Raw genomic sequence first — 24,243 nt, forward strand, 5'->3', positions numbered from 1 at the left:
GTGAGCCCTTGCCCCAGAGCGCGGCATTCTGCTCTTTTGCCAGGCGCCTCGCAAGCGGCTGCTCGTTGCCCATGCGCCGGTACCGTCTCCAGGAATTCGGAAAGAGTAGGCCTGATACGGCGTCAAAATGCTCCACTGAGAATCACACCGGAGCGAGAGCGTCGGCAATCAAGCTCTGGGCAAGGTTAGGAGCAGAGAAAGCGAAACGCGACGCGCTTTGAAAAGCTTGGAGGCAGGTTTGGGCATGAAGGTCGTCATTCTCGCCGGCGGATACGGCACCCGCATCTCCGAGGAAAGCCATCTCCGACCCAAGCCGATGATCGAGATCGGTGGACGCCCGATCCTGTGGCACATCATGAAGATCTATAGCCATTTCGGCTTTTCCGATTTCGTGATCTGCCTCGGCTATCGCGGCTACATGATCAAGGAATACTTCTCCAATCATATCCTGCATTCGTCGGACGTCACGTTCAACATGGCGACGGGCGAGACCACCTATCATACGAAAACGGCTGAGCCCTGGCGCGTCACCCTCGTGGACACCGGCGCGGAATCCCTGACCGGCGGGCGCCTCAAGCGCGTCGCCTCCTATCTGGGCGACACCTTCTGTCTCACCTATGGCGATGGCGTCGCCGATATCGACGTCCGCGCCTTGACCGGTTTCCACAACCGGCACGGTCGGGAGGCCACGGTGACGAGCGTCGTGCCGCCGGGGCGCTACGGAGCGCTTGCGGTTGAAGCCGGGCAGGTCAACAGCTTCACGGAAAAGCCCGCCGGCGACAACGGCCGGATCAATGGCGGCTTCTTCGTGCTCAATCGTTCCGTGCTTGACCGCATCGAAGACGACCACACCGCCTTCGAGGAGGCGCCATTGGAAGGCTTGGTCCGCGACGGCCAACTGATGGCCTTTCCGCACGACGGCTTCTGGCGCCCCATGGACACGCTGCGCGACAAGAATCAGCTTGAGGAGCTTTGGCAGGAGAACCGCGCGCCCTGGAAGATCTGGTCATGACCCTTCCGCCCGATCCGGATTTTTGGGCGGGAAAACGCGTGCTTCTGACCGGCCATACGGGCTTCAAGGGCAGTTGGGCGGGATTGTGGCTGAAAAAGATGGGTGCCCATGTCGGCGGTTACGCCTTGCCCCCTGTTTCGGAGCCATCCCTCCACTCCCTGTTGTACGCAGACGAGTGCCCGCATGGGCAATTCGGCGATATTCGCGATGACGAGACACTCACCGCGATCATGCGGAAGACCGAGCCGGAGATCATCCTGCACATGGCGGCACAGCCGCTGGTGCGTGAAAGCTATGCGACGCCCGCCGACACCTTCGATGTCAACGTCATGGGCACGATCCGGCTTCTCGAAGCCGCACGCGCCGCGCACTCGGTAAAGGCCATTCTCGTCGTGACGACGGACAAGGTCTATCGCAACGACGAGAGCGGACGGCACTTTCAGGAAAGCGACAGGCTGGGCGGACACGATCCCTATTCGGGCTCCAAGGCCGCGTGCGAGATTGCCGTCGCAACCTGGCGCAGCGCCTATCTCAACGAGCGCGGCATCCGGATTGCGACGGCACGCGGCGGCAATGTCATCGGCGGCGGCGACTTTTCTACCGACCGGCTTGTCCCCGATATCGTACGTGCAGCCCTCTCCGGCACCAGGCTCAACATTCGCAGTCCGCTCGCGACGCGTCCCTGGCAGCACGTGCTCGATTGCCTCAATGGCTACTTCCTCTTTGCCGAAGCGCTCTATCGCGGCGAGAGCGACGTCGAGGCTCTGAACTTCGGCCCCTCGCCTGCTGAACGGCCGATTGCCGTGCGCGATGTGGCGCACGCCATTCAGGTGGCGATGGGTCTCGACCTGCAATGGGACGATGTCTCTTTGCTGGGCCAACCGCGAGAGATGCAGACGCTCGGTCTGGACCCGGCGCTCGCCGGGAAGAGCCTGGCCTGGCGCGCGCAACTGACGCAAGAACAGGCGATCGAATGGACTGCGCGCTGGTATGACGGCTGGCGCCGCGGCGAGCCGGCGCATCAACTCACGCTTGACCAGATCGACGCATTTACGAAAGGCCGCTGATCACGATGTCTCACTCATGCCGCTTCTGCTCGACCCCGCTGGCGACCGTTGTTGCGGATCTCGGAGCCACTCCTTGGTCCAACTCGTTTCTCGAGCCGACGGACGAAGCGATTGCAAGGGAACAGGCCTTTCCGCTGAAGGTGATGGTCTGTTCGGAATGCCTGCTCGTTCAGACCACCGAAACGGTGCCGGCCGACGAGATCTTCAACGCCGACTACCATTATCTCTCGTCGTTTTCGACGAGCTGGCTTGACCATGCTCGGTGTTATGCCGAGACAATGAGCGAACGCTTCAGCCTCGACCGCGGCTCGCAAGTGGTGGAGGTCGCCTCAAACGATGGCTATCTGTTGCAGTATTTCGCCGAGAAAGACATCCCGGTGCTCGGTGTGGAACCGGCAGCCAATGCCGCCAAGATCGCCGAAAGCCGCAATGTCCCCACCCATGTCGCCTTTTTCGGGCGGGAGACTGCAAGCGAACTGGTGAGGCGCGAAATTCGCGCCGATCTGACAGCCGCAAACAATGTTCTGGCGCATGTGCCGGACATCGCCGATTTCGTCAGCGGCTTCGCGATTCTATTGAAACCCGAAGGCGTTGCCACCTTCGAATTTCCCCATCTCCTACGCCTGATCGAAGGCATTCAGTTCGATACGATCTATCATGAGCATTATTCCTATCTCTCGCTCGTTGCCGTCGAACGCATTTTCGCCGCGTGCGGATTGAAAGTCTTCGACGTGGAGGAACTGCCGACCCACGGGGGCTCGCTCCGCGTCTACGCCCAGTTGACGACGGGTACCAGGGCGTCGACCGAAGGACTCGCGAAGGTGCGGGCAGACGAGGCGAGCGCCGGACTGACAAGGATGGAAAGCTATGTCGCTTTCGGCAAGCGGATCGCTGCCGTCTGCGAGGAGTTTCGTGCCTTCCTGGAGAAGGCCAGGAGCGAGGGCAAGACCGTGGCGGCCTATGGCGCGGCGGCCAAGGGCAACACGTTCTTGAATGTCTGCGGCGTGACGTCCACCGAGATCGATTTCATCGTCGACCGCAACGATCTGAAACAGCGCAAGCTCTCGCCGGGCAGCCATATCCCCATTCACGCCCCGGCCAAGCTCGAGGCCGCCAAGCCCGACTACGTCGTCATCCTGCCGTGGAACCTAACGGACGAGATCGTTGCCGCCAACGCTCAGATCCGCTCGTGGGGCGGCCGCTTCGTGGTCGCCATTCCCGAAGTGCGGCTGATTTGAGGGGCCGCGGCGACCGCAAGCCGCTCGCGTCGGCCTCAGGCACTTTGGCAGCACGCGATGGCCGTCAGATAAAGGCAAAGTTGCGGTCGCGCTCCGACATCTGCGTAACGTCGATGGGCCACGCGATATTCAGGCGCGGATCAAGCGCATTCAGGCCGCCCTCTGCATGTCCGACGTAAGGTTTATCATGGAGGTAAATCAGCTCGCAATTGTCGGTCAGCGTCTGGAATCCGTGCGCAAAGCCGCCCGGAACCATCATAGATCGCGCATTCTCTGCGCTCAGAACCTCGCCGTGCCACTTCAGATAGGTGGGCGAGTCCGGCCGCATGTCGACAGCAACGTCAAAAATTGCTCCGACCACACACGACACCAACTTAGCCTCGTCATGCGGGGAGCGTTGGAAATGCATGCCGCGGATTACACCCCTCACGCCGGTCATCGTGTGATTGATCTGGGCGATGACGCCGGTCGAGCCGAAATCGTCAAGCTCTTCTTGGCAAAAAAAACGCGAAAAAAAACCGCGCTCATCACCAATCTGCGTCCGCTCTACGATCACCAAGCCAGCGAGCTCAGTGGGGATACGCTTAAATCGCGACATTGCATAACCTCTAAATTGCGCGAATCGTCCACGATCCGGTCCGATGTCGTCCGCTTTCGGGCTGCGGGGCGCCACGCGGGTACGTTTTTTCGCAGACCTTGACCCAGACGTCTGAGAAGCTTCATTAGACGGTGAGCTTGATGGCCTCAACAGCATTTCCGATCGATCGAAAGACGTGGCACCCGGGAGCAATGAAATGATGAACATGGCTCCGCCAAGTCTCACCGCCATCCGCGATTGGAAGGGCATTTGACGACAAAAGTTCTTCTCACGGGCGCCACAGGTTTTGTCGGCCGTCACGTCCTCAACGAGCTGATCGAACGCGGCATGGTCGCATACCCTGTCGTTCGTGAGGGAAACGAAGAGAGATTTTCCGCCAGGGCGGGAATTGGTCGTGTTCTTTCGACGAGCGCGCTTTTTGCCGAATCTGATAGCTGGTGGGCCGAAGCGCTCGCGGATATCGACATAGTCGTTCATCTGGCGTGGTATGCCGAACCCGGCAAATACCTCACGTCACCGATCAATCTCGATTGTCTTGCCGGCACACTGGCAATGGCCAAGGGCGCCGCCGCAGCCGGCGTCAAACGCTTTGTCGGCATCGGCACTTGTTTCGAGTATGAGTTAACGGGCCGCCCCCTCACGACGGATACGCCGCTCAAGCCTTCAACGCCTTACGCGGGCGCCAAGGCGGCGGCGTTCCTGGCGCTCTCTCAATGGTTGCCGCAGAACGGCGTCGAATTTGCGTGGTGCCGTCTGTTCTATCTTTACGGCGAGGGAGAGGACGAACGACGCTTCGTCCCTTATCTCAGAAATTCGCTCGCCTCCGGCCGGAAAGCCGACCTGACCCAAGGCCTCCAAGTCCGCGATTTTCTAGATATTCGCGAAGCCGCCAGGATGATTGTGGATGTGTCGGTCAGCACCGCGCAAGGAGCAGTGAATATCTGTTCGGGCGTGCCGATAACGATCCGGGAATTTGCTGAGAGAATCGCCGACGAATATGGGAGGCGGGACCTGCTCAATTTCGGAGGACGGGCCGAAAACCTCGTTGATCCGCCCCATGTCGTGGGCGTCAAGTAACCGAAAGGCCAAGGGACCATCGATGAGATCAGGAAACGGCACGCGAGTGCTTTATGAGCAGCGCGACTTACCGATTTTTCAGAACAAGATGTACGACAGCATCAATGACGCGATTTCCTCGCCGCGCGGGGATATGTGCCTGGTAGAAGATCTTGACACCGGATTGGTCCGGAACGCGGCTTTTAAGCCTGAACTGATGATATACGACAGGAGCTATCAGAACGAGCAGGCGGTCAGTCGGTCATTTCAGGAGCATCTCGACAACGTCGCCAAGATCATCCTGAACACGATGGGACGCTCTGAACTCGTTGAGGTGGGATGCGGCAAAGCCTTCTTCCTGGAGAAGCTTCTGAGCGACGGAGTGGAGATCACCGGCTTCGATCCGGCGTACGAAGGCGCCAATCCGCGCGTCCGTCGGGAATATTTCCAACCGGGTTCCGGCATCGAAGCCAAGGGGCTGATCCTGCGACATGTACTGGAGCACATTCCCGACCCCGTCGCCTTTCTCGATCAGTTAAAACAGGCGAATGGCAATCAAGGAAAGATATATATCGAGGTGCCCTGCTTCGATTGGATTTGTCAGCGCAGGGCTTGGTTCGACATCTTCTACGAGCACGTCAACTATTTCAGGCTGTCCGACTTTCACCGCATCTTCGGAAACGTCATTTCGAGTGGCCGGATCTTCGGCGGACAGTACCTGTTTGTTGTCGCGGAGTTGAGTTCGTTGCGCCAACCGGTCATCGACGAAACCGATCGGGCAGATCTCCCCGATGACTTCACCCGCAAGCTCGACGGCCTGGATAAATCGAACCACGAACCCGCCCTGATCTGGGGCGGGGCATCCAAAGGGGTCATCTTCTCCTTGCTGAGAACGCGTGCGGGATTACCGGTGAAGGCCGTGATCGACATCAACCCGGCCAAACAAGGCAAATACTTGCCGATCACCGGCCTGCAGGTTGTCGCACCGCAAGATGTACTGCCGGATTTACCCGCTGGTTCAAACATCTATGTCATGAACCGCAACTATCTCGACGAGATCAAGCAGATGTCCAACAACGCATACACGTATATTGAGGTCGATCATGACTGATTTCCGAGCCGAGGTCGCAGCACGCATTGGCGAGATCGGTGCAAACAGCGAATTCCGTAAGAGCGCTGCCGACTTTCTGCGACAGTCGATCGGCCCCAAATACTCCTACAACTTCTTCTGGATGGGCCGCCCGATCATTCAGTATCCGCAAGATGTCGTTGCGATGCAGGAAATCATCTGGGCAACACGTCCCGATCTCATCATCGAAACCGGTATTGCTCATGGCGGCTCGCTCATCCTCAGCGCATCGATCCTGGCATTGCTGGACATGAGCGATGCTATCGAGGCGGGTACGACGTTTGATCCGCGCGCACCGCGCCGAAAAGTGGTCGGCGTAGATATCGATATTCGTGCACACAACCGGGAAGAAATCGAAGCTCATCCTATGTCGTCCCGGATTCATATGATCCAGGGTTCAAGCATCGCCCGCGAGGTCATTGACGAGGTTCACGCTTTCGCGAAGCCTTTCTCCCGCATCCTTGTTTGCCTCGACAGCAATCACACGCACGACCATGTGCTCGCGGAACTCGAGGCCTATGCCCCGCTGACGACGAAAGATAGCTACTGCGTGGTGTTCGACACGATCATCGAAGACCTCCCGACGGAAGCCTATCTCGATCGTCCCTGGGGAAAAGGGAACAATCCAAAAACCGCCGTCTGGAAATATCTTGAATCGCATCCCGAATTCGAGATCGATCATGCGATCGACCAGAAGCTGATGATTACCGTGGCACCGGACGGTTTCCTTCGGCGCCGCTGATCCGAGCTCGTCCCAGCATTATCGAGCAGGCGGGTTGCCTTCTTTAGCGGCAGTGACAGCTTTTCCGCGAAGAAAAGCGGCCTATCGCCGAGCTTCATCTACACTTGGAGTTCGCCTGAACCCCTTGCTCGCCACCATCAGGTTGCGCGTATAATCCTCGGCAATGCGGCCCGCGACGAGGTCAGTCGAAGACAGCCGTTCGACCACGCGACCGCCCTGCATCACTGCCAGGCGCTCGCACATATGGGTGACGACGCCGAGGTCGTGACTGACCATAATGAAGGTGAGCTTGCGGTCGCGGCGTATCTGTTCGAGCAGGTTGAGCACTTCGGCCTGCACCGAGGCGTCGAGCGCCGATGTCGGCTCGTCGAGCAGCAGGATCGACGGTTCGAGGATGAGCGCCCGGGCGATCGCGACGCGCTGGCGCTGGCCGCCGGAAAGCTGATGCGGATAGCGGAAGCGAAAGCTGGAGCCGAGTCCCACCTCGTCCAGCGCCTTCAGAATCCGGCGCTCGCCCTCGGCGATGCCATGGATCGCCAGCGGCTCCAGGAGTTGCCGGTCGACTGTCTGGCGCGGATGCAGCGAACCGTAGGGATCCTGGAATACCATCTGCACCGCGCGGTAGAACGCCTTGTCGCGGCGCGCACCGTGCAGCTTCCAGTCCTGTACGCGGATCGTGCCTTCCGTTACCGGAGCGAGGCCCGCGATCGCTCGCAGCAACGTCGATTTGCCCGAGCCGGATTCGCCGACGAGGCCGAAGGATTCACCGGCGGCAATGTCGACGCCGACGGCGTCCAGTGCCTTGAAGTCATCATAGGTAACGCTGAGATTTTGAACGGAAACGGTAGTTGTCACAACGCCCACTCCGGTTTGCGGTCGAGGACAGGCAAGGGATGGCGATCGGCGCCGATCACCGGCATGCAGTTCAAAAGTCCCTTCGTATAGGGATGTTTCGCGTTGCCGAGGTCCGATGCCGCGATCTCCTCGACGATCTTTCCTGCATACATCACGAGGACCCGGTCGCAGAAGGATGAAACAAGCCGCAAATCATGGGAGATGAAGATGAGCCCCATGCCGCGCTCCGCGACCAACCTGTCGAGGATCGATAACACTTCGAGCTGCACGGTGACGTCGAGCGCCGAGGTCGGCTCGTCGGCAATCAGAAGCTCGGGCCCGGCAACGAGCATCATGGCGATCATCGCGCGCTGACCCATCCCGCCGGAAACCTCGTGCGGATAAAGGTCGAACACACGGGCAGGGTTGCGGATCTGCACGGCGGCCAGCATGTCCAGCGCCCGTTCGCGCGCTTCAGCGCGGCCGACCTTCTCGTGCTGCTTCAGCGTCTCGACGATCTGCCGGCCGATGCTCATGACCGGGTTCAACGAATATTTCGGATCCTGCAGGATCATCGCGATGCGCTTGCCGCGGAGGTCCCGCCGGAGTTTTGGCGGGACGGAAAGCAGGTCGATGCCGTCGAAGGACAGCGTCTTCGCCGTCACTTCAGCATGGGGCGGCGTCAGCCCCATGATCGCCCTGCCCGTCTGCGATTTGCCGGAACCGCTTTCGCCGACAATGCCAAGGCGTTCGCGTCCGAGCATGAACGAGATACCGCGCACCGCCTCGATGACGCCGGTGCGCGTCGGAAAGCGGACCCGCAGATCCTCGACAGTAAGCAGCGCGCTCATTGGCCGCTCTCCCGCGGATCGAGCGCATCGCGCAGACCGTCGCCGAGCAGGTTGAAGCCGAGGCTGACGATGAGGATGGCGATGCCGGGCATGGTGGCGACCCACCATTGATCGAGGATGAAGCGGCGGCCGGACGCGATCATCGCGCCCCATTCGGGCAATGGCGGTTGCGCACCGAGGCCGAGGAAGCCGAGGCCGGCCGCTGTCAGGATGATGCCGGCCATGTCGAGCGTGACGCGCACGATCAGCGACGACATGCACATCGGCATGACGTGACGGAAGATGATGCGCGCCGACGAAGCGCCCATCAATTGCACGGCAGCGATGTAGTCGGAATTGCGCACCGTCAGCGTCTCGGCGCGGGCGACGCGTGCATAGGGCGGCCACGAGGTGATGGCAATGGCGATAACGGCGTTCTCGATGCCCGGTCCGAGCGCCGCGACGAAGGCGAGCGCCAGAACAAGCTTCGGGAAAGCGAGAAAGATATCGGTGATGCGCATCAGCACCGCGTCGATCCAGCCGCCGGCATAGCCGGCGACGGCGCCGACGATCAGCCCGACCGGCGCTGCGATGATGGCGACGAGGACGATTACCGAGAGTGTCAGCCGCGAGCCGTGGATCAGGCGCGAGAGGATATCGCGGCCCTGGTCGTCCGTGCCGAGCAGATAGCCATCGCTGCCGGGCGGCAGCAACCGCGCACCGGCGAGATCGCCGACGAAGGGCGAGTGCGGCGCAAGGATATCGGCAAAGGCCGCAACAAAGATCAGCGCCAGAAGGATGACGAGGCCGAGGACCGCGAGGCGGTTGGCCGAAAACCGCCGCCAGGTCATATAAGCCCAGCCGAGACGGGCTTGAAGCCGCGATTGCGGGCGATCAGAGAGCAGCCATTCGCGGCGCGTGATCGGGCGTGTTTCCGTGGCAAGGCTCATCGCGCGCGCGTCCTCGGATCAAGCGTCCGGTAAAGAAGGTCGGACAGGAGATTGAGGCCGATGAAGACCGACCCGATGATGATCGTTCCGCCGAGAACGGCGTTCATATCGGCATTCTGCAGGGAATTGGTGATATAGAGACCGAGGCCGGGCCAGGCGAAGACAGTCTCGGTCAGCACCGACCCCTCCAGGAGCCCGGCATAGGAAAGCGCGATCACGGTGACGAGCGGAACTGCAGCATTGCGTAGCGCATGCGCCCAGATGATCCGTGCTTCCGAGAGCCCTTTGGCGCGGGCGGCAACGATATATTCCTGCTGCAACTCGTTCAGCATGAAGCTCCGCGTCATGCGGCTGACATAGGCGAGCGAGAAGTAGCCGAGTAGCGACGCGGGCAGGATGATGTGCCGGAACACGTCGCGGAACACGTCCCACTGCCCCTGCCATAGAGAATCGACGAGGTAGAAGCCGGTGATCGGCGTGAACGTATATTCGTAGACGATGTCGATGCGACCGGGAAAGGCGACCCATTTCAGCCGGGCGTAGAAGACGAGGAGCGCCAGCAGCGCCAGCCAGAAGATCGGCACCGAATAGCCGATGAGGCCGATGACGCGCACGATCTGGTCGGCGATGCTGCCGCGCTTGACGGCGGCGAGGACGCCGAGCGGCACACCGATCAAGGCGCCGATCAGCGTCCCGAGTGTGGCAAGCTCGATCGTCGCGGGGAAAACGCGGCGGATATCCGTCATCACCGGATTGGTCGTCAGCACGGAAACACCGAAGTCGCCCGAAAGCGCCTGCCGGCAATAAATGATGAATTGCTGGTAGAGAGGCAGGTTGAGCCCCATGGCCTCGCGCGTTCGTTCCACCACATGGGAGGGCGCCCGATCACCGAGAACGGCCAGAACCGGATCGATCGGGACCACGCGGCCAATGAAGAAGGTGACGGCGAGAAGGCCGAGGTAGGTCGTCGCCACGACGACAAGAAACTGCAATGTCGTGGCAACGATCTTTCGCGGACGGGCGCGCCGGCGCCCATCCATTCGTTCTGTTCCGCTCATGCTCAAGGGAACGGTCCTTTCGATTATTCCTTGGAGACGTTCCAAACGTAATTGGTGTCGAAGCTCGGCCCGAGCTTGAGGCCGTTGACGTTGCCGCGAAGACCCGCGACTTCCGTCTGCTGGAAGATGATGACGAAGGGGCTATCCTCGAGAACGCTCTTCTGGAGTTCCTTATAGATCTCCGCACGCTTGGTGCTGTCGCGCTCGAGAAGCGCTTCCTTGGTCTTTTTGCTCAGCTCCGGAACGTCCCAGGCGTTGCGCCAGGCAAGAGTCTTGTTCGTACCCTCGTCGGAATTGTCCGGATTATTGGTGAACGTATCGGCGTTCGAGTGCGGGTCGAAATAATCCATGCCCCACTGGCCGATATACATGTCGTGGTTCCGGGCGCGGTATTTCGTCAGCGTCTGCTTGCCGTCACCCGGGATGATCTCCAGCTTCACGCCTGCCTGTCCGAGTGTCTGCTGGAAGGATTCGGCAACGCCCGTGATCGGCTGGGTGTTACGCACATCCATGGTGACAGTGAAGCCGTCCGGATAGCCGGCCTTCGCCAGCAATTCCTTGGCCTTGGCGACGTCGAACTTGTAGGGGTTCTCATCGAGGGCACCCAGGACGCCCTTCGGCAGGAAGCTCTGGTGTATTTCGCCGATACCCTTGATCAGTGTCGCGCCGATCGCGTCGTAATCGACGAGATATTTGAAGGCTTGTCGCACCCCAGGCTTGGCGAGCTTTTCATTCTTCTGGTTGAGGCTGATGTAATAGACCGTGCCCTTCGGCGCGCTGGTCGTCGCAAGATCTCCATTCTTGGAAACAGCCTCATAATCCCCCGGCTCGAGGTTACGGGCGACGTCGACGTCGCCAGCTTCGAGCGCGAGACGCTGGCCGGAGCTTTCCTTCATGTGCCGATAGATGACGCGGGCGAGCTTCGCCGGTTCACCGTAGTAGTTGTCGTTGCGCTCGAGCACGACCACTTCGTTCGCCCGCCATTCACGCAGCTTGAAAGGGCCGGAGCCGGCATAACCGGTTTTCAGCCACTCATTGCCGAAATCGTTGTCGTATTTGTATTCCTTGGTTGGCTCGACCGTTTTGACGTGTTCGAGCACCAGTTTCTTGTCGACGACCGAAGCAACGGTGGCGGTGAGGCAGTTCAAGACGAAGCTTGGCGCATAGGGTTGGTCGACAGTGAAGACGAAAGTCGTCTCGTCGGCGGCCCTTGCCTTTTCTGTGACGTTGTCGCCGTTAAGCCCGAACTGCGCGAGAATAAAGGCCGGGCTCTTGTCGAGCTTGATGGCGCGCTCGAAGGAGTAGGCGACGTCTTCGGCGGTGATCGGATTGCCCGAGGCGAATTTCATGCCGGACTTCAGTTTGAACGTATAGGTCAGGCCATCGTCGGAAACGGTCCAGCTTTCGGCGAGATCGCCGATCACCTTCGTCGTGTCGTTGAGATCCAAGCGGACGAGCAGACTATAGGTATTGCTGGTCATCTCGGCGGTCGAAAGCTCGAAAGCTTCGCCCGGATCCATGGTGATGATGTCATCGAACGCAAAGGCCTCGACGAGCGTGTCCTTCGGCGTTTCGGCAAAGACCGGCTGGGCGGCGCCCATGACCATGGCAAGCGCTGCGGAGGCGGTCAGCAGGCGAAAACGTCCATTCAGCTTGTGCATCATGTTGCAGTTCCCTCGTTTGCACCCTTTGCGGGCTCTTCTTCATAAAATCAGGCTGGCTCGTGCCATGCCTGTCCCAGAACTCTCAGCCGGTGCATCAAAATAGCCAAAACCTCAAGCTTTTCAACGACAAAAGCGAGATTTGTGAACTTTTGTGCACTTCAGTGTGAACTTTCGCTATCGCTAATATGCAAGTCTTGAGCAAGCAACGGCAGAATTTCATTTAAAAACAAATTCCAGAAAATGGAGTAACGCGGTGAATTCTTCTTGACATCATAGTTGGAGTCGCTCTAATGACCAACATTCCCCAACAATCAGTTTGAATAAAAGGACCGCTCCGGGCGGCAATATTTCGTTATGGCAAGACCGTATGGCAATTATCTTCAGGAACGTAAGGGTTGGTATCAGTTCCGCTTTACCATTCCCAAGGACCAGCGGGCGCGCTTTGGCGGCAAGGAGCAAATCCGGAAATCGCTTGAAACGAGGGACAAGCGGCAAGCGCTGATCAAGATTGGTCCGCTCGTGGAGCAATACACGGCAATGTTTCGTGCTTCGGACACAGGCGAACTCACCATTGATCGCGTGAAGGACACAGCCGGATATCTCGGCTTCACCTACCATCCTGCACAGGCATTCCAGACGGCAGCAATTCACGAATCCATTGCGATGCTGTCTCAAGCTTTGACCGCGCGCGAATTGGTCGCCAAACCGAACGTAATCGAGCGGGCGGCTTTCGGTGGTGCTGTCGAAATTCCCGCGTTGCCGGTGTCGAAACTTTACGCTCGTTTCAAAGAAATCGATCCGGGGCGCGTAAAGCCCGGAAAATCGCCTGAAAAGGCACGGAAGGCATGGAAGCGGTACGAAACGAAGATCAATGAATTCGTCAAAGTGATGGGTGACCTTGACTGTCTGAAGCTCACCCGCAAGACGATTTTGGAGTACCGGATAAAGCTAATCGAACGCGTCCATCACGGCGAATTCAAGAGTGCCGCCGCCAACGAATTTCTCGAAAAAATACGCACGGCTTGGCGGAAGGTCATAGACCACGATTACGAAGAGCTAAACCTAACCGACCCATTCGATAAGGTCGAAGGAATCGACTTTAAAGACGGCGGAAAGCGCGTAGATTTTACCGAAGCCGAAGTGAAGGAAATCCGACTGAAATTGGAAGCTTCGGACGTGAATGACGAACTGAAGGCGTTGATGTTGATTGCGCAAAACACCGGCGCTGGTGCCGACGAGTTGGTCTATATGACCGCCGAAGACATCGTGCTTGATCACGGGGTTCCGCACATAAAATTGCGTCCGAATATCCATCGGACAGAACTGAAGAACGGAAATCGTCCGCGTAATATTCCGCTGATAGGTGCTGCATTGGAAGCCGCCCGGAGACATCCGAATGGCTTCCCCCGATATTGCAAGCCATACGGACCTGATTATGTGAGCGAAGAGTCCGCGACGATAATCAAACAGGTTTGCCCGGACAAATCGTTCGGTTCATACAGGCACCGGATCGTTACCTTAATGCGGAATAGCGACTGTAAGGACCAGTTCCAGAACGCCGTAATGGGGCACCAACTACCGGCATGACCGGATATTACGGAAGTGCCGTATGGCTCGGTAAAGTGGAGGAAGCACTAAGAAAATCACTACCCGAAGACGCATAGAACCAAACCATTTTACATCAACACAATATGACGAAAGCGAAAGCAGCAATGCACATTTTTATTATGACCACGTCATATCCAACGACGGATATGAAAATTGCAGGAACCAGAATTTACCTACGAAGGCTTGATCAGAAACACGAAGAAGCGCGAACGATTTTTCAGGCTCTATAACCTGATCATAAACGATCTGATGCGCGACGGTCATTTTCAGGCAGCACACACACGAGCACGACACAGGAAGCGAATTGCCGACGACATCAAGGAGGCATTCGGAATTGTAGTTCCCGATCTGGTGATAAATCAATAAGCAACAGACAGGAGAAAAACAGACATGAGCACACTCATACACATTTTCCTTCTGCTCGGAATCGCGTTCTTCGCCACTCAGCTTTGGGGGCAAGCCGCTGTTAGTTTCGTGGGCGGGTGCATTGCTCCTGCTTTGGATTGCCGTGTGGGTCGGGGGACATCTTTTCCGCTTCATATGGGCACTGTACAACGTCGATTGGCGCGGTGCTTGGAAGGAATATGGTTGGACACGCCAACAAGAGGAACGCAAAGCAAGCTTCCGGAACACCATGAGCAAAACCGCTATCGGCGCTGCTATTCTGGTATTCACGTTCGGGTTGGAGATGGGTAGTTTTGCCATCGGCTTAATGTTGGGGGGAATATGGGAAGTCCTGTCGCTCTTCACTCCCTTTGTGTTTTGGGGTGGTGTCGTCTGGTACTTGGCTCGGGAAGGCAGGATACGGGAAACCGAAGCAGCATCGGCGGGGAACCAACCGGCATAATGAGCAAAAACAACACCGAATACGAGTAAGGCTGGTGGATCAAATCGCCAGCCTTTTTCTTTTGGCAGTTCCTTATTCGCCCTTCATCACGTGGCGAAGTCGCCAAGACAGATCTGTCAATCGCTGGTCAAGCTCCGACATCTTGCGATCAGCGTGGAGCGAATACGCAACGGTGGTGGTGCCAACCATCACGGCAGCAAAGACCGGACCGCCCGTCTCCCCAACTAGCCAGATGATAGCGCCGTACAAAATGGCTAAGATTGTTTTCTTAGTGATCATCTGCATTTTTCGATTGCCCCTTTTCGATCTAATTCGTGACCAGCGCGACCAATTTGCGTTCAGCGACGCAAGCCTCAAGGAGCGTATTGGGTCAAAATCTCAACGGTCCTTTGATTTTTTTCTCTGCTCATCGGTAATAAAGCAGCCGCCCGGTAAAAGACTGGTGCTGACCATATAATTAGTGTCGCCCCTCTTGTAGAAAATCATAACGTTAGATTTTTTATCTTCCAACCAAACAAGGCAATCGTCATCCACTCCGATGAGTATTGGTTCTCCCAAAGATCGGGTTAACATCTGTTCAAGCCAACCATCGGGAATCACCGGTGGTTCTTGCTGAAGCATACCTCTGAATCTCCCAAGGTCGAATGTAATGGCTTCGACTTTGCCCTGGACTTCGTACGAGTGGTTAAACCCGATGCGCGTGAATACTTCTGACGGTAGCTTTACGGAAATCCACGAATTGTTGTTACTATTCGTTTCGAAGGGGTAGGCTTCTGCTATCTTCTCGATGGGGTCGCCAATTTTCACTTTGTCGAGACCCATAGGGTATGGAGACTTCGCTGTGAAAATGTTCGCTTTCTGAGACTCGAACAGTTCTGTTTTTAGTTTGGCAATAGACTTGTCTTTCAAAGCAATGACTTTTCTGAAGTCTTCAACTTCCTTATTCAAGTTAGTGATTTGATTTTTCAGCCCGTTGATCTGCCGTTCGAGACCGTGTTTGTCGTCATCCCTCTTCTTCAGGCCTTCCTTCAGAAGCTCTGCCGAATGCGTTAAGGAAGCCGTCATCGTCGGAACGATCCACTGAAACGTGGCTACAGTACAAACTCCCACTGTTGCAACGACGCCGGCAGCACAAAGAGTTAACGGATGATCGGTGATGGAGGGCACGTAAGGTCTCACATAGGTTTTGTTGTAGGAGCACGAATCTAATCGTAAAAGGTACAACCGTTGATAAGCTAGAGGGAAGCGCTGCACCCATCTGCTTTTTTTATCGAAATGTTGATCCAGCCAGCGGACTGTTGAGGTCCGGTGAACTGCTCTGCGAACTTGCGCAGGGCCTCGTTTCCCGGTGCTCTTCGTCGGCCTTCTCATCGTCACGATCGTTTCATGTGGGGATTGGGTTTCGAGCAAAGACCCCCTTCGTATATCGCTGGCACATTGGGTTTTGGGGTTCGTCACCGCCATGAACGTCGTTCGGGCTTCGCAAATGCCGGGAATCGGATATGCCGATGTCGTGAATGGGGCAAACGGCTGTTCCGGCACGATCGGATTGGGGTAAAGAACCGTTTCGTTTGGGCGACATCCTTTTCTGAATCCTCGCCTGACTTTACTCGTGCCCAACACTATGGAGACTCGCAAATCTGATAGTCACTGTGACCTTTAATTCTGCCGAACTGGACTCTGGTGAGTGGGGCTTTTCTCGCTGGCGGGTTAATGGCTATTTCCTGCCCGATCCCGATTCACGACATCAAGGATTTTCGAAAACAATGCGGCTCGGAAACAAAATGACCGTACCGGTGGTCTTGGCAGTATCGCTATCGGTGGCGCTAATGCTTGGGGCGTTCATCGCCGGTTGGACCGCCAATAGTCCCGACGATTGCAGCGGTACGTTTAGCTGCCTCTCTGCGAATGAGTGGGGCGATTATCTTGCGGGTGTTTCTGCACCGGTTGCCTTCGTTTGGTTGGTGACCGCCGTCTTCATACAATCTCGAGAATTGGCAGAGCAGCGTAAAGAATTGGCGCTAACTCGCGAAGAATTCAAGCTCAACCGGGACGTGCTCAAAGGACAAGCAGACTCATTTGCGGCTCAAACAGAAGCGTTGATGCAAGAGCGTGCAACCGAAGAGTTCCGAGAGCGGGTGCGCGTTCTCAGGGTATGGGTTGAAAGAACCCATTCGAACTTCCAAGAGGTTCATACCGGGTACTCGGAGAACGGGAATCCCCTTAGCGAGCGGAAGGATACCGGCTATCTCACCGCCGACATGCCGGCGGAGCCGACCACCTATTTCGCTGAATTGATCCGACGTATCGCCGTCTCAATCGCGAACCTTCGGCTTGGAGAGCAAGGAGTTGACGTCGCGTGGCTGGCCTACGGCAAAGTAACTGAAATCTACGCCCTGGAACAACGCTTGCTGAAGATCGTGGAATTGAAAGACAGGGTGAGTCCGTCGCGATGGCGGTGCTAAGCGATCCCGATTTCGAATTTGTCTTGTCTAACTACCCTAAAACCGAGCAAGAACAACTGGCAGCAGAAGCAGCGCGCCAGGAAGCCGATTTTTGACAAGAAGAAGTCTTGAGGCAGCGTGACAGCAGCGCAAAGCCAAGGAAGCATAGGGGGCAGGAAGAACGGTGCCCCTTCTTTTTTGTTCTAATCCGTGACCAGCGCGACCAACTTGCGTTCCACGACGCAAGCCTCAACGAGAGTGGTTTCGTCATTCAGAACGCGAAGTAGCGTTTGTTGATCGGGCATTCTCATCACGCACCGATATATCGCCATGGCGCCAAGCTCGCCTTCGTCGGGATCATTCTCGTTGAAGTCGCGACGTTGCTCCAAAGCGGCAGCTTGGCATTGTTCAAGCGCATCTGTGAAATAGAGTAGATCGTCGTTGCCCGGAGAAATCTGGTACGCGTACACAGTGGCTGTTTCCATCTTTGGGATACCCCCTTCTAGAGTCACCCGCGCAGGTATAGTCCAATCGTTGTGGATTGAAATTGTCGGATCTTACAAATCGGGTCGGGGTGAGGAATGACCATCTCATCGTTTCGATATAGCTTGCGCTCGCTACGTCGGCGACTGCACCAAGAGAAGTCGCCAGCTTTTTTGTTGGGAACTGCCGTGTAACTCATGGGAGCCTACAAACCGATTGCCATGCGCCAACAACCCGTGGTTTATTCAGCCGCAAGCAGGGTGCGGCATGGCTTGGGACACCAAAAACAATTGGGCTGATATTGCAGAGTTGCGGGTAGACGACACCGCGACCGACAGCAGTTTCGCCAGCGACACAGAATTGCGGCTTGAACTGTACACCGGCACTTATGAGCTTGATCTTGATTGCCGGAGGGTCTTCATCGGCTTTAACAGGGTCACGCTCAAGCTCGACTGTCACGGTACCGAAATAGCACTCGGCGACCGTTACGGCGACACCACCCCTTCGAATGATATCACTACGAAGCACAATATCCAGAAGGATACGACCATCAAAGCCACGGCAGAAGGCGGCTTGAAGCTGGATACAAGCACCGCCCTGACTGGCATTCCCCTCACGGCTGGTCTCTCCGGGGAAGCTTCACGGTCTACATCCACCAAGAGCGAGACAGACACGTTCAGCACGTCGCGTCACGTGACAGCAAAGCCCAACGGGAAATGGGAAATCTCATCACTTAATGCCAACGAACCGCTGTCGGCGAAATATCTGACTACGGAGCACGCTCTGTGCTTGGTAAAGCCAAAGCCGAAAACGAACCGGGCTGGCGTTCAGGCTCATTTGTACGCGCACAAGAACGACTTGGTCATTGCTTCCCCCGAGGAAAAGAAATCGCGGTTCTCGCTTCTAAACGGAGAGAACCGAAACAAGGAAAAAGTCTTCAAAATCCTCCTTGGCAAGGTGATGGTGGGCGGGAAAGAGGACCTTAATCCAAAAGTTCACGTGCAACTCTCAAAGATCAGCAGCTACGATCCGAATGATTAATCTCACTCCGGAAATATCCGATGCGGACAAAGAAAGGCTGTCTGCAATCGCCGAATATGAGGGAACCAATTTTTCGACGCTGGTGTCCCTTTCCGGCTTATCAAAAACCGACGACTTTATCGGAGCCGACCTGTCCAACGTCGATTTCTCAAATTCCGACTTGAGGGGCTTCAACTTCACTGACGCGGACCTTTCCGGGTGCTACGGCGTCAGCTTTCAAATAGACGAAACCACCAATTTAACCGGTGCAAATGTTTCGTCTTCGATCTTCGCATTGGAGAAGGAAAAACGCGAATTCTTCTCCATGCACAAAGACCATCTTGCGCTCTTCACTCGGCTCCAAAAGGAATATTGGACGACGGGAGCGCTGTGGGTTGGCGAAAACTTGCGTCGAACTTCGAAGAATTTTGAGGCTTCCGCGAAGATAGCCAAATACCTCTATGCCAGTGTCAAGGACGAAACCTACAAGAACCAAATACTGTATGGCATTCGTAGCACCTTTAGGACAGAGGAAGAGTACAAAGAATTTCTGTTAAACCAACTGATTGACCCTCAAATCACGCAAAGATCGCTCAGAGGTGTGATTGACATCCTGGGGAAAAGATTTGCGAGTGATCCCGTCGTAAATCGAATTCTCCTGCTGCACCTTGGTCACGAAAACAAAGATATTCGAAAACTTTGCATTCCTCCCGTGATGACAAGGCGCTTCTTCTCTCAAAACCGAGACGCGATCTTTACGCGCATCAAGAATGAGTCGGACCCCTTTTTGAGGATGACTTACACTCAACATTTTGCGGCGAACGCCGGTCCACGTGCTGCTCAACTTCTCTTCAATGAAGACAAGAAGGCTTATCACGATTACGCAGTTCCCATCGATGATCGCCTGTTTTTCGGCTTCGTGAGAGGCGCTGTACGCGCACAGAAAATCGCACGTAAAGCAGCCCGCATCCAGAAAGGCATGAACGTATCGATGGGTACGGACGTAAGGTATGACGAGGTTGTCGAAGCAATGGATTTTTTTGAACCCGAATTGCGCAGGTTTCGGGACATGGGGTTGCCTCTGAAGCTGGCGTATTCAGTGGACGGCTTCAAGAGGCAACTTCGGGCGGTGCGTGAAGACATTATCGAAGTCGAATGATCAGAGTCCAGAACATGAACAAGCAATCGCCGAAACCAGCAGAAGAACACGTTGTGGAGGTACCAGCAAAGGAACCCGCAGTATGCGGAATCGTGATGCCGATTTCGGCAATGGGCGATTATGATGAAGCCCACTGGCTACGAGTCCGTAGAATTCTTGACAGGGCTATTGAAGCCGCAGATTTCAAGCCTCGAATGGTCAGCGAGAGCGAGGAAATCGCCGTCATTCAAGAAAGCATTGTCCAGAACCTGTATGAAAATGACATCGCAGTGGTCGATGTCAGCGGAAAAAATCCGAACGTGATGTTCGAGCTTGGCTTGCGCTTGGCTTTTGACAAGCCCACTGTCATCATCAAGGACGACGCTACGTCGTACAACTTCGACACTTCACCAATCAAACATATCGGGTATCGTCGCGATCTTCGATTTGACGATGTTGAACGCTTGCAGACTGAGGTTACTGCCGCGATAAAAGCGACATTGGCGAAGAAGGCGGCGGACGAGAATTACTCGCCGTTTCTCAAGACGTTTGGCAAATTCAAGATCGCGCAATTGGAAACGAAAGAGGTTACCGAGAGCGAGTTTCTTGCCGCGCGTCTCGCGTCAATTGAAGACAGACTGGTAAGCCTGTCACACACCTTGTCGCTTGTCCGGATGAGTGATGCCAATCCGAGTGAACGAGTGCGCAATGCGCAAACACTGACCAAGAATACCCTTTCGACCGTCATCGACGAGACTTTGGCTATGTGGTCACCACTACTCAAGAATGATTCAGACCTTGGCGACTTCGTCAAGGACATCACGGAAAGAATGAAGCATCGCGGATTGAGCGTATCGAGGGAAGTTGTCCACGACGCTGTCAAGCAACGGCTAAGCAAACCGGACATATTCAGTTAAGCGTTTAATCTCCCGACACGACGCCTCAATTCAGTTTTTTTGGAAGGGGCCGGTCGGTTCATAGTGAAGCCGGGATTTCGATCAGGTTTGCCCTGTAGTCGGTCCGACCTTTGTTATAGACGCAATTGGTAACGCGCTTTGCCGCTCCCTTGTCCTTCCCGCGACCAAACCGCATCCGGTTCATATCCAAATACAATTCCGCTTCTTCGCGTGTGTATCCGGCGTCCCTGAACGCACATGCGGCGGCAAAGAAGTTGGTGTCACCCGATCCGGCTTCGCCTTCTCCCGAAGCCGCAACCACAAACTTCTCGATAATGTCGACAGGCTCAATTTCACGTATCTGCATCCACACAACATTGTTCGCGTGGTCCATGCCCTTCCCTTGCTTGGCTTCCTTCAGTGCGCGCTTCAGGAAAAACCGGACGTCAAATAGTTTCGCCTCTTGAGCAAGGATGTCGGTCCAAACGATTTCTTCAATCGGTGCACCGCACTCGGAAATCGTCGGCATGAAGAAACGAGCGTTGACCGTGCCGCACGAACCGGCATCAACGCTAAAATCTTTTGCGAAGCGAACCCAAATATCAGCGCGAATGAGCTTGAAGATATGGCTATAGCCTTCCGCATCGACGGCTTCACTAAGCGGGATGACGACGCGAATGCGCGGCTTCTTGATCGTGCTGCTATGAGTGTAGAAGATCAGGTGCGTAATACCGTTCTGCTTCAACCATGCCGACAGTTCACGAGGATCGCGCTTGCACTTGTCGATGTCGAGAATAAGCAACCGGCTCGTTAGACCGTCACCACCACGGAACATCTTGCCGTCGAGCTTGTCCGCTGGCTTCTCATTGTTGATGGCTGCATTCTCAAGATAGGCAAAGATGCCTTCGAATGAATTGACCGTAGCGAGCTTCGGGTTGAATTCCTTGCGCTCCCATTCAGAGAACGGGAAGCCTCTCGGCTGTTCGACTGCATCTTGAGCGGCAATGCGTTGGTTTGCGCGCTTGTCGGCGGATCGGGTGGAGTCGCTTGCCGGGGTGGATGCCTTCAGTGCAGGAATACCAAGGTCGATAAGTTCCGGATCGGCGCAGCCTGGAATTAAAGATTGAATGTATCGAGCCGAAGCCATGTCCGGGCAAACGAGGTGCACAGTCTCCGTGCAATCCTTGACGCGAAAGCTCGTGCGACCATGCCACTGATAAATGCGCTCCCATGCAGTTGCAGCGTAAACGTCCTTCTTGGTCATTCCACAGATCTTGGCAAGCACGTTGAACGTCTCCGGAATGGGGTTAAGTGCAGCCATGTGGATTGAGGCATCGTAGCTCAGATATTCATTCGAGCCGCGCGGATCGGGAGAGACGTAGGTTACTCGACCGCCCTTCAGCGTCCACTTGAAGGGCTTATCGGTGCCCTTCTGAATGTTGGTGGTCCAAATGTGGTCACGAATTCCGACACGCTTCAGAAGCTCCTGAAACGCCTTGCCAGCGGCAGTAACGTATGTCTGGCGTCCGCCTTCGATTTCATCAAAGCGACCGCTGGAAATGTCACGTTCGGACAAGCCGTAGAGCTTCACGTACGGTGCCTTGTGCGAAAGGTCCGTATATTGCAGACCAGCGCGAAGACCCTCATGCGGGATGAAGTTCACTTCGCGTTTCCAATAGCGATAAAGGATCGAACGTTCGAAATTGGCACCGAGAATGATGGTCTCTTGGTAATCAGCCAAAACGTCGGGCTTCATGAAGAAGTTGAAATACAGCCACTCTTGCTTGCCCTGCACGATCCGACCAAAGCGCTTGGCATCCACCAGAACGCGATAGATCGGATTGCAGAGAAGAACGAAGATTTCTTTCAGGTCTTCATCAAGGTGTTGGTGCTTGACCAGCACAAGCTTCAGATCGACCAGAGCCTTGGTGATAGTCAGATCATAATAGCCGTCTACTTCTGTAAGCCGATCAGCTTCAGAAAAAGCTTCAATGAAGGCATCCCGCAACAACGGGATCTCCTTGAAGTTGATGCCACGGACATCATAGATGTTCGGGATTTCATCGAAAACCATCACCCTGTTTACCGGCTTCTTGAAGCGGCGAAGGGCAACAGCTTGGTTGACGATGACGACTTGATGTTTGCCCCGGACCTCACTGGCGTAGCGTCTCCGACAGGTGCGGGTGTGCTTGCCATCGACCATGATCAGCTTGTAGCTGATGCCCTGCTTCTTCAGTTCGGTCGCATACGCCGCAGACAGTTGGTTCGTCTGTGTTCCGATCACATACCGAGTGTCGGGATTAGCCTTGATATGCTGGATGCAAGTGAAGGTCTTACCGGCACCAATCGGTGCATCTACGAAGTAAACATCGGTGCGAAGCGATTTGTTGATAAAAGAAATTACGTTGGTTTCAATTTCAGTAGTAGTCATTGATCCTTTCTGCATTAGAAATTGTTGAAATAGAAAAGGTCCGTGTGCTGATTGGGCTACCACACGGACCTTTTGACCTATTTCTATTTCAGGCAGAAGGATACTGTGGAAACCAAGCTGATGCATTGACCTATGGAAATAAGCCAATACCCAATCAGCTTGTGTTCCATTACAGTTATATAGGGGAAATCTCTCTGTAGAGATGCATATAATGGCACATAACTGTTGCTCATTCAATATTTTTTTTAAACATGAACTATTTCCTGCTGATCATGGCTTATCCACACGTCTTGCCCTTCGGGCAAGTGCGCTTCGCGCATGTAATAGGTCTTCGGGTATTGATAAAAACGACCGGAACCCAATTAAACGATAAGGTCTAACGACCTTCCGTCGAAGACGGTGACTTACATCCTCATTCATTTTTGATCGTTTTTGACACGTTCTTGTAAGAATAACTCTTAGAACTGCGTGTCAATTTCACTCGATTTGAATCGGTAGATTATAATCAACCGTCCTTCAAGCAAGCGCGTAAGCGATCGTCTTTAACTAGGTTCCGCCCTTTTTGAGGGACAGCCTATCTCAACACCAGTTACGTGCCCGAAGGGCACTTGCCGAAGGCAAGACAGCCGAATCCATGGGGACAAGCAACGATAAGCCGGATTCTCGATTTACCATGTAATGTTGTAGCATAAAAACAGATTCTGAACTTGTATATACAAGAACTCTGGTAATGATGACATTATGCGGGAGCGCCGCCTGTCCGCTGCCGAATTCACCCAAAACCCCTTCAACGTTGAACAATATGCCGCCCGGATCACAACAGCCATGCCGCTTGAACGACCGTGTGACCGAGCATCATCAACAGGGCAAACACCAACGTCCGCAACATGGAAAACATCATCCGGAACGTGGCGATCAGGACGGAACAGGTAATGGCATAGCGCCCGACAGCGTGACTTTCGAAGCCACGGGACGTGAGCTTTAGTTGATCGGGGATTTTGGGGGCTTTCGGCAAGGGCGACTCCTGCTGTTGTTGTCCGTGCAGAAAGGAAGTGCTCTGCCCGCTCGGAAGTCTAGTGTAGTTGTGCTACATCGTCGTTGGCAGACCGTCCGCCTAACCGCTTTGCCCGCTGTACACAGTCATCCAGAGGGCGATCGGCAAAAAGAAAAAGGCGACCGAAGCCGCCTTAGTTCGCCT

Annotated in this window: 23 protein-coding genes; 12 read left to right on the forward strand and 11 right to left on the reverse strand. The window is 55.5% G+C overall.

Going from position 1 to position 24,243, the window contains the following annotated elements; genetic code table 11:
* Window positions 1–244: 244 nt before the first annotated feature.
* The 3 genes from rfbF to PYH37_RS24760 are packed head-to-tail and all read left to right on the forward strand — an operon-like array spanning window position 245 to window position 3,317.
* Complete coding sequence (gene rfbF / locus PYH37_RS24750) at window positions 245–1,012, forward strand: glucose-1-phosphate cytidylyltransferase (protein WP_280734099.1); 768 nt, start codon at window positions 245–247, stop codon at window positions 1,010–1,012.
* Entirely contained in the window at window positions 1,009–2,079 is a 1,071-nt protein-coding gene (rfbG, locus tag PYH37_RS24755) for a CDP-glucose 4,6-dehydratase (RefSeq protein WP_280734100.1), read from the forward strand. Before rfbF ends, rfbG begins: the two co-directional genes overlap by 4 nt.
* A 5-nt stretch (window positions 2,080–2,084) precedes the next feature.
* Window positions 2,085–3,317, forward strand: coding sequence for a class I SAM-dependent methyltransferase (locus PYH37_RS24760; protein WP_280734101.1), 1,233 nt, complete (start codon window positions 2,085–2,087; stop codon window positions 3,315–3,317).
* 64 nt (window positions 3,318–3,381) lie between these two features.
* Here the strand turns inward: PYH37_RS24760 and rfbC are convergent, their stop codons facing one another.
* Window positions 3,382–3,915, reverse strand: a complete 534-nt coding sequence (rfbC, locus tag PYH37_RS24765) for a dTDP-4-dehydrorhamnose 3,5-epimerase (protein WP_280734102.1) — start codon at window positions 3,913–3,915, stop codon at window positions 3,382–3,384.
* Between the two features lie 249 nt (window positions 3,916–4,164).
* Between rfbC and PYH37_RS24770 the strand changes: the two genes are divergently transcribed.
* The 3 genes from PYH37_RS24770 to PYH37_RS24780 are packed head-to-tail and all read left to right on the forward strand — an operon-like array spanning window position 4,165 to window position 6,842.
* On the forward strand, window positions 4,165–4,992 hold the full coding sequence (locus PYH37_RS24770; RefSeq protein ID WP_280734103.1) for an NAD-dependent epimerase/dehydratase family protein: 828 nt from the start codon (window positions 4,165–4,167) through the stop codon (window positions 4,990–4,992).
* A 46-nt stretch (window positions 4,993–5,038) separates the two neighbouring features.
* The gene (locus PYH37_RS24775; protein ID WP_280734104.1) at window positions 5,039–6,082 is read left to right on the forward strand and encodes a class I SAM-dependent methyltransferase; all 1,044 of its coding nucleotides are present in this window, start codon (window positions 5,039–5,041) and stop codon (window positions 6,080–6,082) included.
* On the forward strand, window positions 6,075–6,842 hold the full coding sequence (locus tag PYH37_RS24780) for a cephalosporin hydroxylase family protein (RefSeq protein WP_280734105.1): 768 nt from the start codon (window positions 6,075–6,077) through the stop codon (window positions 6,840–6,842). Before PYH37_RS24775 ends, PYH37_RS24780 begins: the two co-directional genes overlap by 8 nt.
* 81 nt (window positions 6,843–6,923) lie before the next feature.
* On the opposite strand, the gene PYH37_RS24785 is transcribed toward PYH37_RS24780, so the two are convergent.
* From PYH37_RS24785 to PYH37_RS24805, 5 genes are read right to left on the reverse strand one after another with little or no spacing between them, the layout of a single operon-like run.
* Window positions 6,924–7,697, reverse strand: a complete 774-nt coding sequence (locus PYH37_RS24785; RefSeq protein ID WP_280734106.1) for an ABC transporter ATP-binding protein — start codon at window positions 7,695–7,697, stop codon at window positions 6,924–6,926.
* Window positions 7,694–8,527, reverse strand: coding sequence for an ABC transporter ATP-binding protein (locus PYH37_RS24790; protein WP_280734108.1), 834 nt, complete (start codon window positions 8,525–8,527; stop codon window positions 7,694–7,696). The genes PYH37_RS24785 and PYH37_RS24790 overlap by 4 nt, the downstream gene beginning before the upstream one ends.
* Window positions 8,524–9,456, reverse strand: coding sequence for an ABC transporter permease (locus PYH37_RS24795; RefSeq protein ID WP_280734109.1), 933 nt, complete (start codon window positions 9,454–9,456; stop codon window positions 8,524–8,526). Before PYH37_RS24795 ends, PYH37_RS24790 begins: the two co-directional genes overlap by 4 nt.
* Window positions 9,453–10,496: an ABC transporter permease gene (locus PYH37_RS24800; RefSeq protein WP_280734110.1), complete on the reverse strand. Its 1,044-nt coding sequence runs from the start codon at window positions 10,494–10,496 to the stop codon at window positions 9,453–9,455. The genes PYH37_RS24795 and PYH37_RS24800 overlap by 4 nt, the downstream gene beginning before the upstream one ends.
* 41 nt (window positions 10,497–10,537) lie before the next feature.
* A complete protein-coding gene (locus PYH37_RS24805) occupies window positions 10,538–12,178 on the reverse strand; it encodes an ABC transporter substrate-binding protein (RefSeq protein ID WP_280734111.1) in 1,641 nt (546 codons plus the stop codon).
* Between the two features lie 354 nt (window positions 12,179–12,532).
* Between PYH37_RS24805 and PYH37_RS24810 the strand changes: the two genes are divergently transcribed.
* Both PYH37_RS24810 and PYH37_RS24815 read left to right on the forward strand, forming a co-directional pair.
* Window positions 12,533–13,765 (forward strand): DUF6538 domain-containing protein, encoded by a 1,233-nt coding sequence (locus tag PYH37_RS24810; protein ID WP_280734112.1) that lies wholly within the window; start codon window positions 12,533–12,535, stop codon window positions 13,763–13,765.
* A gap of 508 nt (window positions 13,766–14,273) precedes the next feature.
* Window positions 14,274–14,633, forward strand: a complete 360-nt coding sequence (locus tag PYH37_RS24815; RefSeq protein WP_280734113.1) for a hypothetical protein — start codon at window positions 14,274–14,276, stop codon at window positions 14,631–14,633.
* A 72-nt stretch (window positions 14,634–14,705) separates the two neighbouring features.
* Here PYH37_RS24815 and PYH37_RS24820 read toward each other — a convergent pair whose 3' ends face one another.
* Window positions 14,706–14,918, reverse strand: a complete 213-nt coding sequence (locus PYH37_RS24820; protein ID WP_280734114.1) for a hypothetical protein — start codon at window positions 14,916–14,918, stop codon at window positions 14,706–14,708.
* 93 nt (window positions 14,919–15,011) lie between these two features.
* Complete coding sequence (locus PYH37_RS24825; protein WP_280734115.1) at window positions 15,012–15,800, reverse strand: hypothetical protein; 789 nt, start codon at window positions 15,798–15,800, stop codon at window positions 15,012–15,014.
* 485 nt (window positions 15,801–16,285) lie between these two features.
* Here PYH37_RS24825 and PYH37_RS24830 point away from each other — a divergent pair, with 485 nt between their 5' ends.
* Window positions 16,286–17,098, forward strand: coding sequence for a hypothetical protein (locus tag PYH37_RS24830; RefSeq protein WP_280734116.1), 813 nt, complete (start codon window positions 16,286–16,288; stop codon window positions 17,096–17,098).
* Between the two features lie 182 nt (window positions 17,099–17,280).
* On the opposite strand, the gene PYH37_RS24835 is transcribed toward PYH37_RS24830, so the two are convergent.
* A complete protein-coding gene (locus tag PYH37_RS24835) occupies window positions 17,281–17,562 on the reverse strand; it encodes a hypothetical protein (protein WP_280734117.1) in 282 nt (93 codons plus the stop codon).
* A 265-nt stretch (window positions 17,563–17,827) separates the two neighbouring features.
* On the opposite strand from PYH37_RS24835, the gene PYH37_RS24840 reads away from it, so the two are divergent.
* Genes PYH37_RS24840 through PYH37_RS24850 form a run of 3 tightly spaced genes read left to right on the forward strand, consistent with a single transcriptional unit; the run spans window position 17,828 to window position 20,635 of the window.
* Complete coding sequence (locus tag PYH37_RS24840) at window positions 17,828–18,601, forward strand: hypothetical protein (protein WP_280734118.1); 774 nt, start codon at window positions 17,828–17,830, stop codon at window positions 18,599–18,601.
* Window positions 18,594–19,739: a pentapeptide repeat-containing protein gene (locus tag PYH37_RS24845; RefSeq protein WP_280734119.1), complete on the forward strand. Its 1,146-nt coding sequence runs from the start codon at window positions 18,594–18,596 to the stop codon at window positions 19,737–19,739. Before PYH37_RS24840 ends, PYH37_RS24845 begins: the two co-directional genes overlap by 8 nt.
* A 14-nt stretch (window positions 19,740–19,753) precedes the next feature.
* Window positions 19,754–20,635 carry a hypothetical protein gene (locus tag PYH37_RS24850; RefSeq protein WP_280734120.1) on the forward strand — a complete coding sequence of 294 codons (882 nt, stop codon included), beginning with the start codon at window positions 19,754–19,756 and terminating at the stop codon, window positions 20,633–20,635.
* A 58-nt stretch (window positions 20,636–20,693) separates the two neighbouring features.
* Here PYH37_RS24850 and PYH37_RS24855 read toward each other — a convergent pair whose 3' ends face one another.
* Together PYH37_RS24855 and PYH37_RS24860 are read right to left on the reverse strand one after the other, a co-directional pair.
* The gene (locus tag PYH37_RS24855; protein ID WP_280734121.1) at window positions 20,694–23,045 is read right to left on the reverse strand and encodes a hypothetical protein; all 2,352 of its coding nucleotides are present in this window, start codon (window positions 23,043–23,045) and stop codon (window positions 20,694–20,696) included.
* Between the two features lie 814 nt (window positions 23,046–23,859).
* The gene (locus PYH37_RS24860; RefSeq protein WP_280734122.1) at window positions 23,860–24,060 is read right to left on the reverse strand and encodes a hypothetical protein; all 201 of its coding nucleotides are present in this window, start codon (window positions 24,058–24,060) and stop codon (window positions 23,860–23,862) included.
* Window positions 24,061–24,243: the final 183 nt, after the last annotated feature.

Origin of the sequence: Sinorhizobium numidicum (assembly GCF_029892045.1) — a bacterium.
Taxonomy (GTDB): Bacteria; Pseudomonadota; Alphaproteobacteria; order Rhizobiales; family Rhizobiaceae; genus Sinorhizobium; species Sinorhizobium numidicum.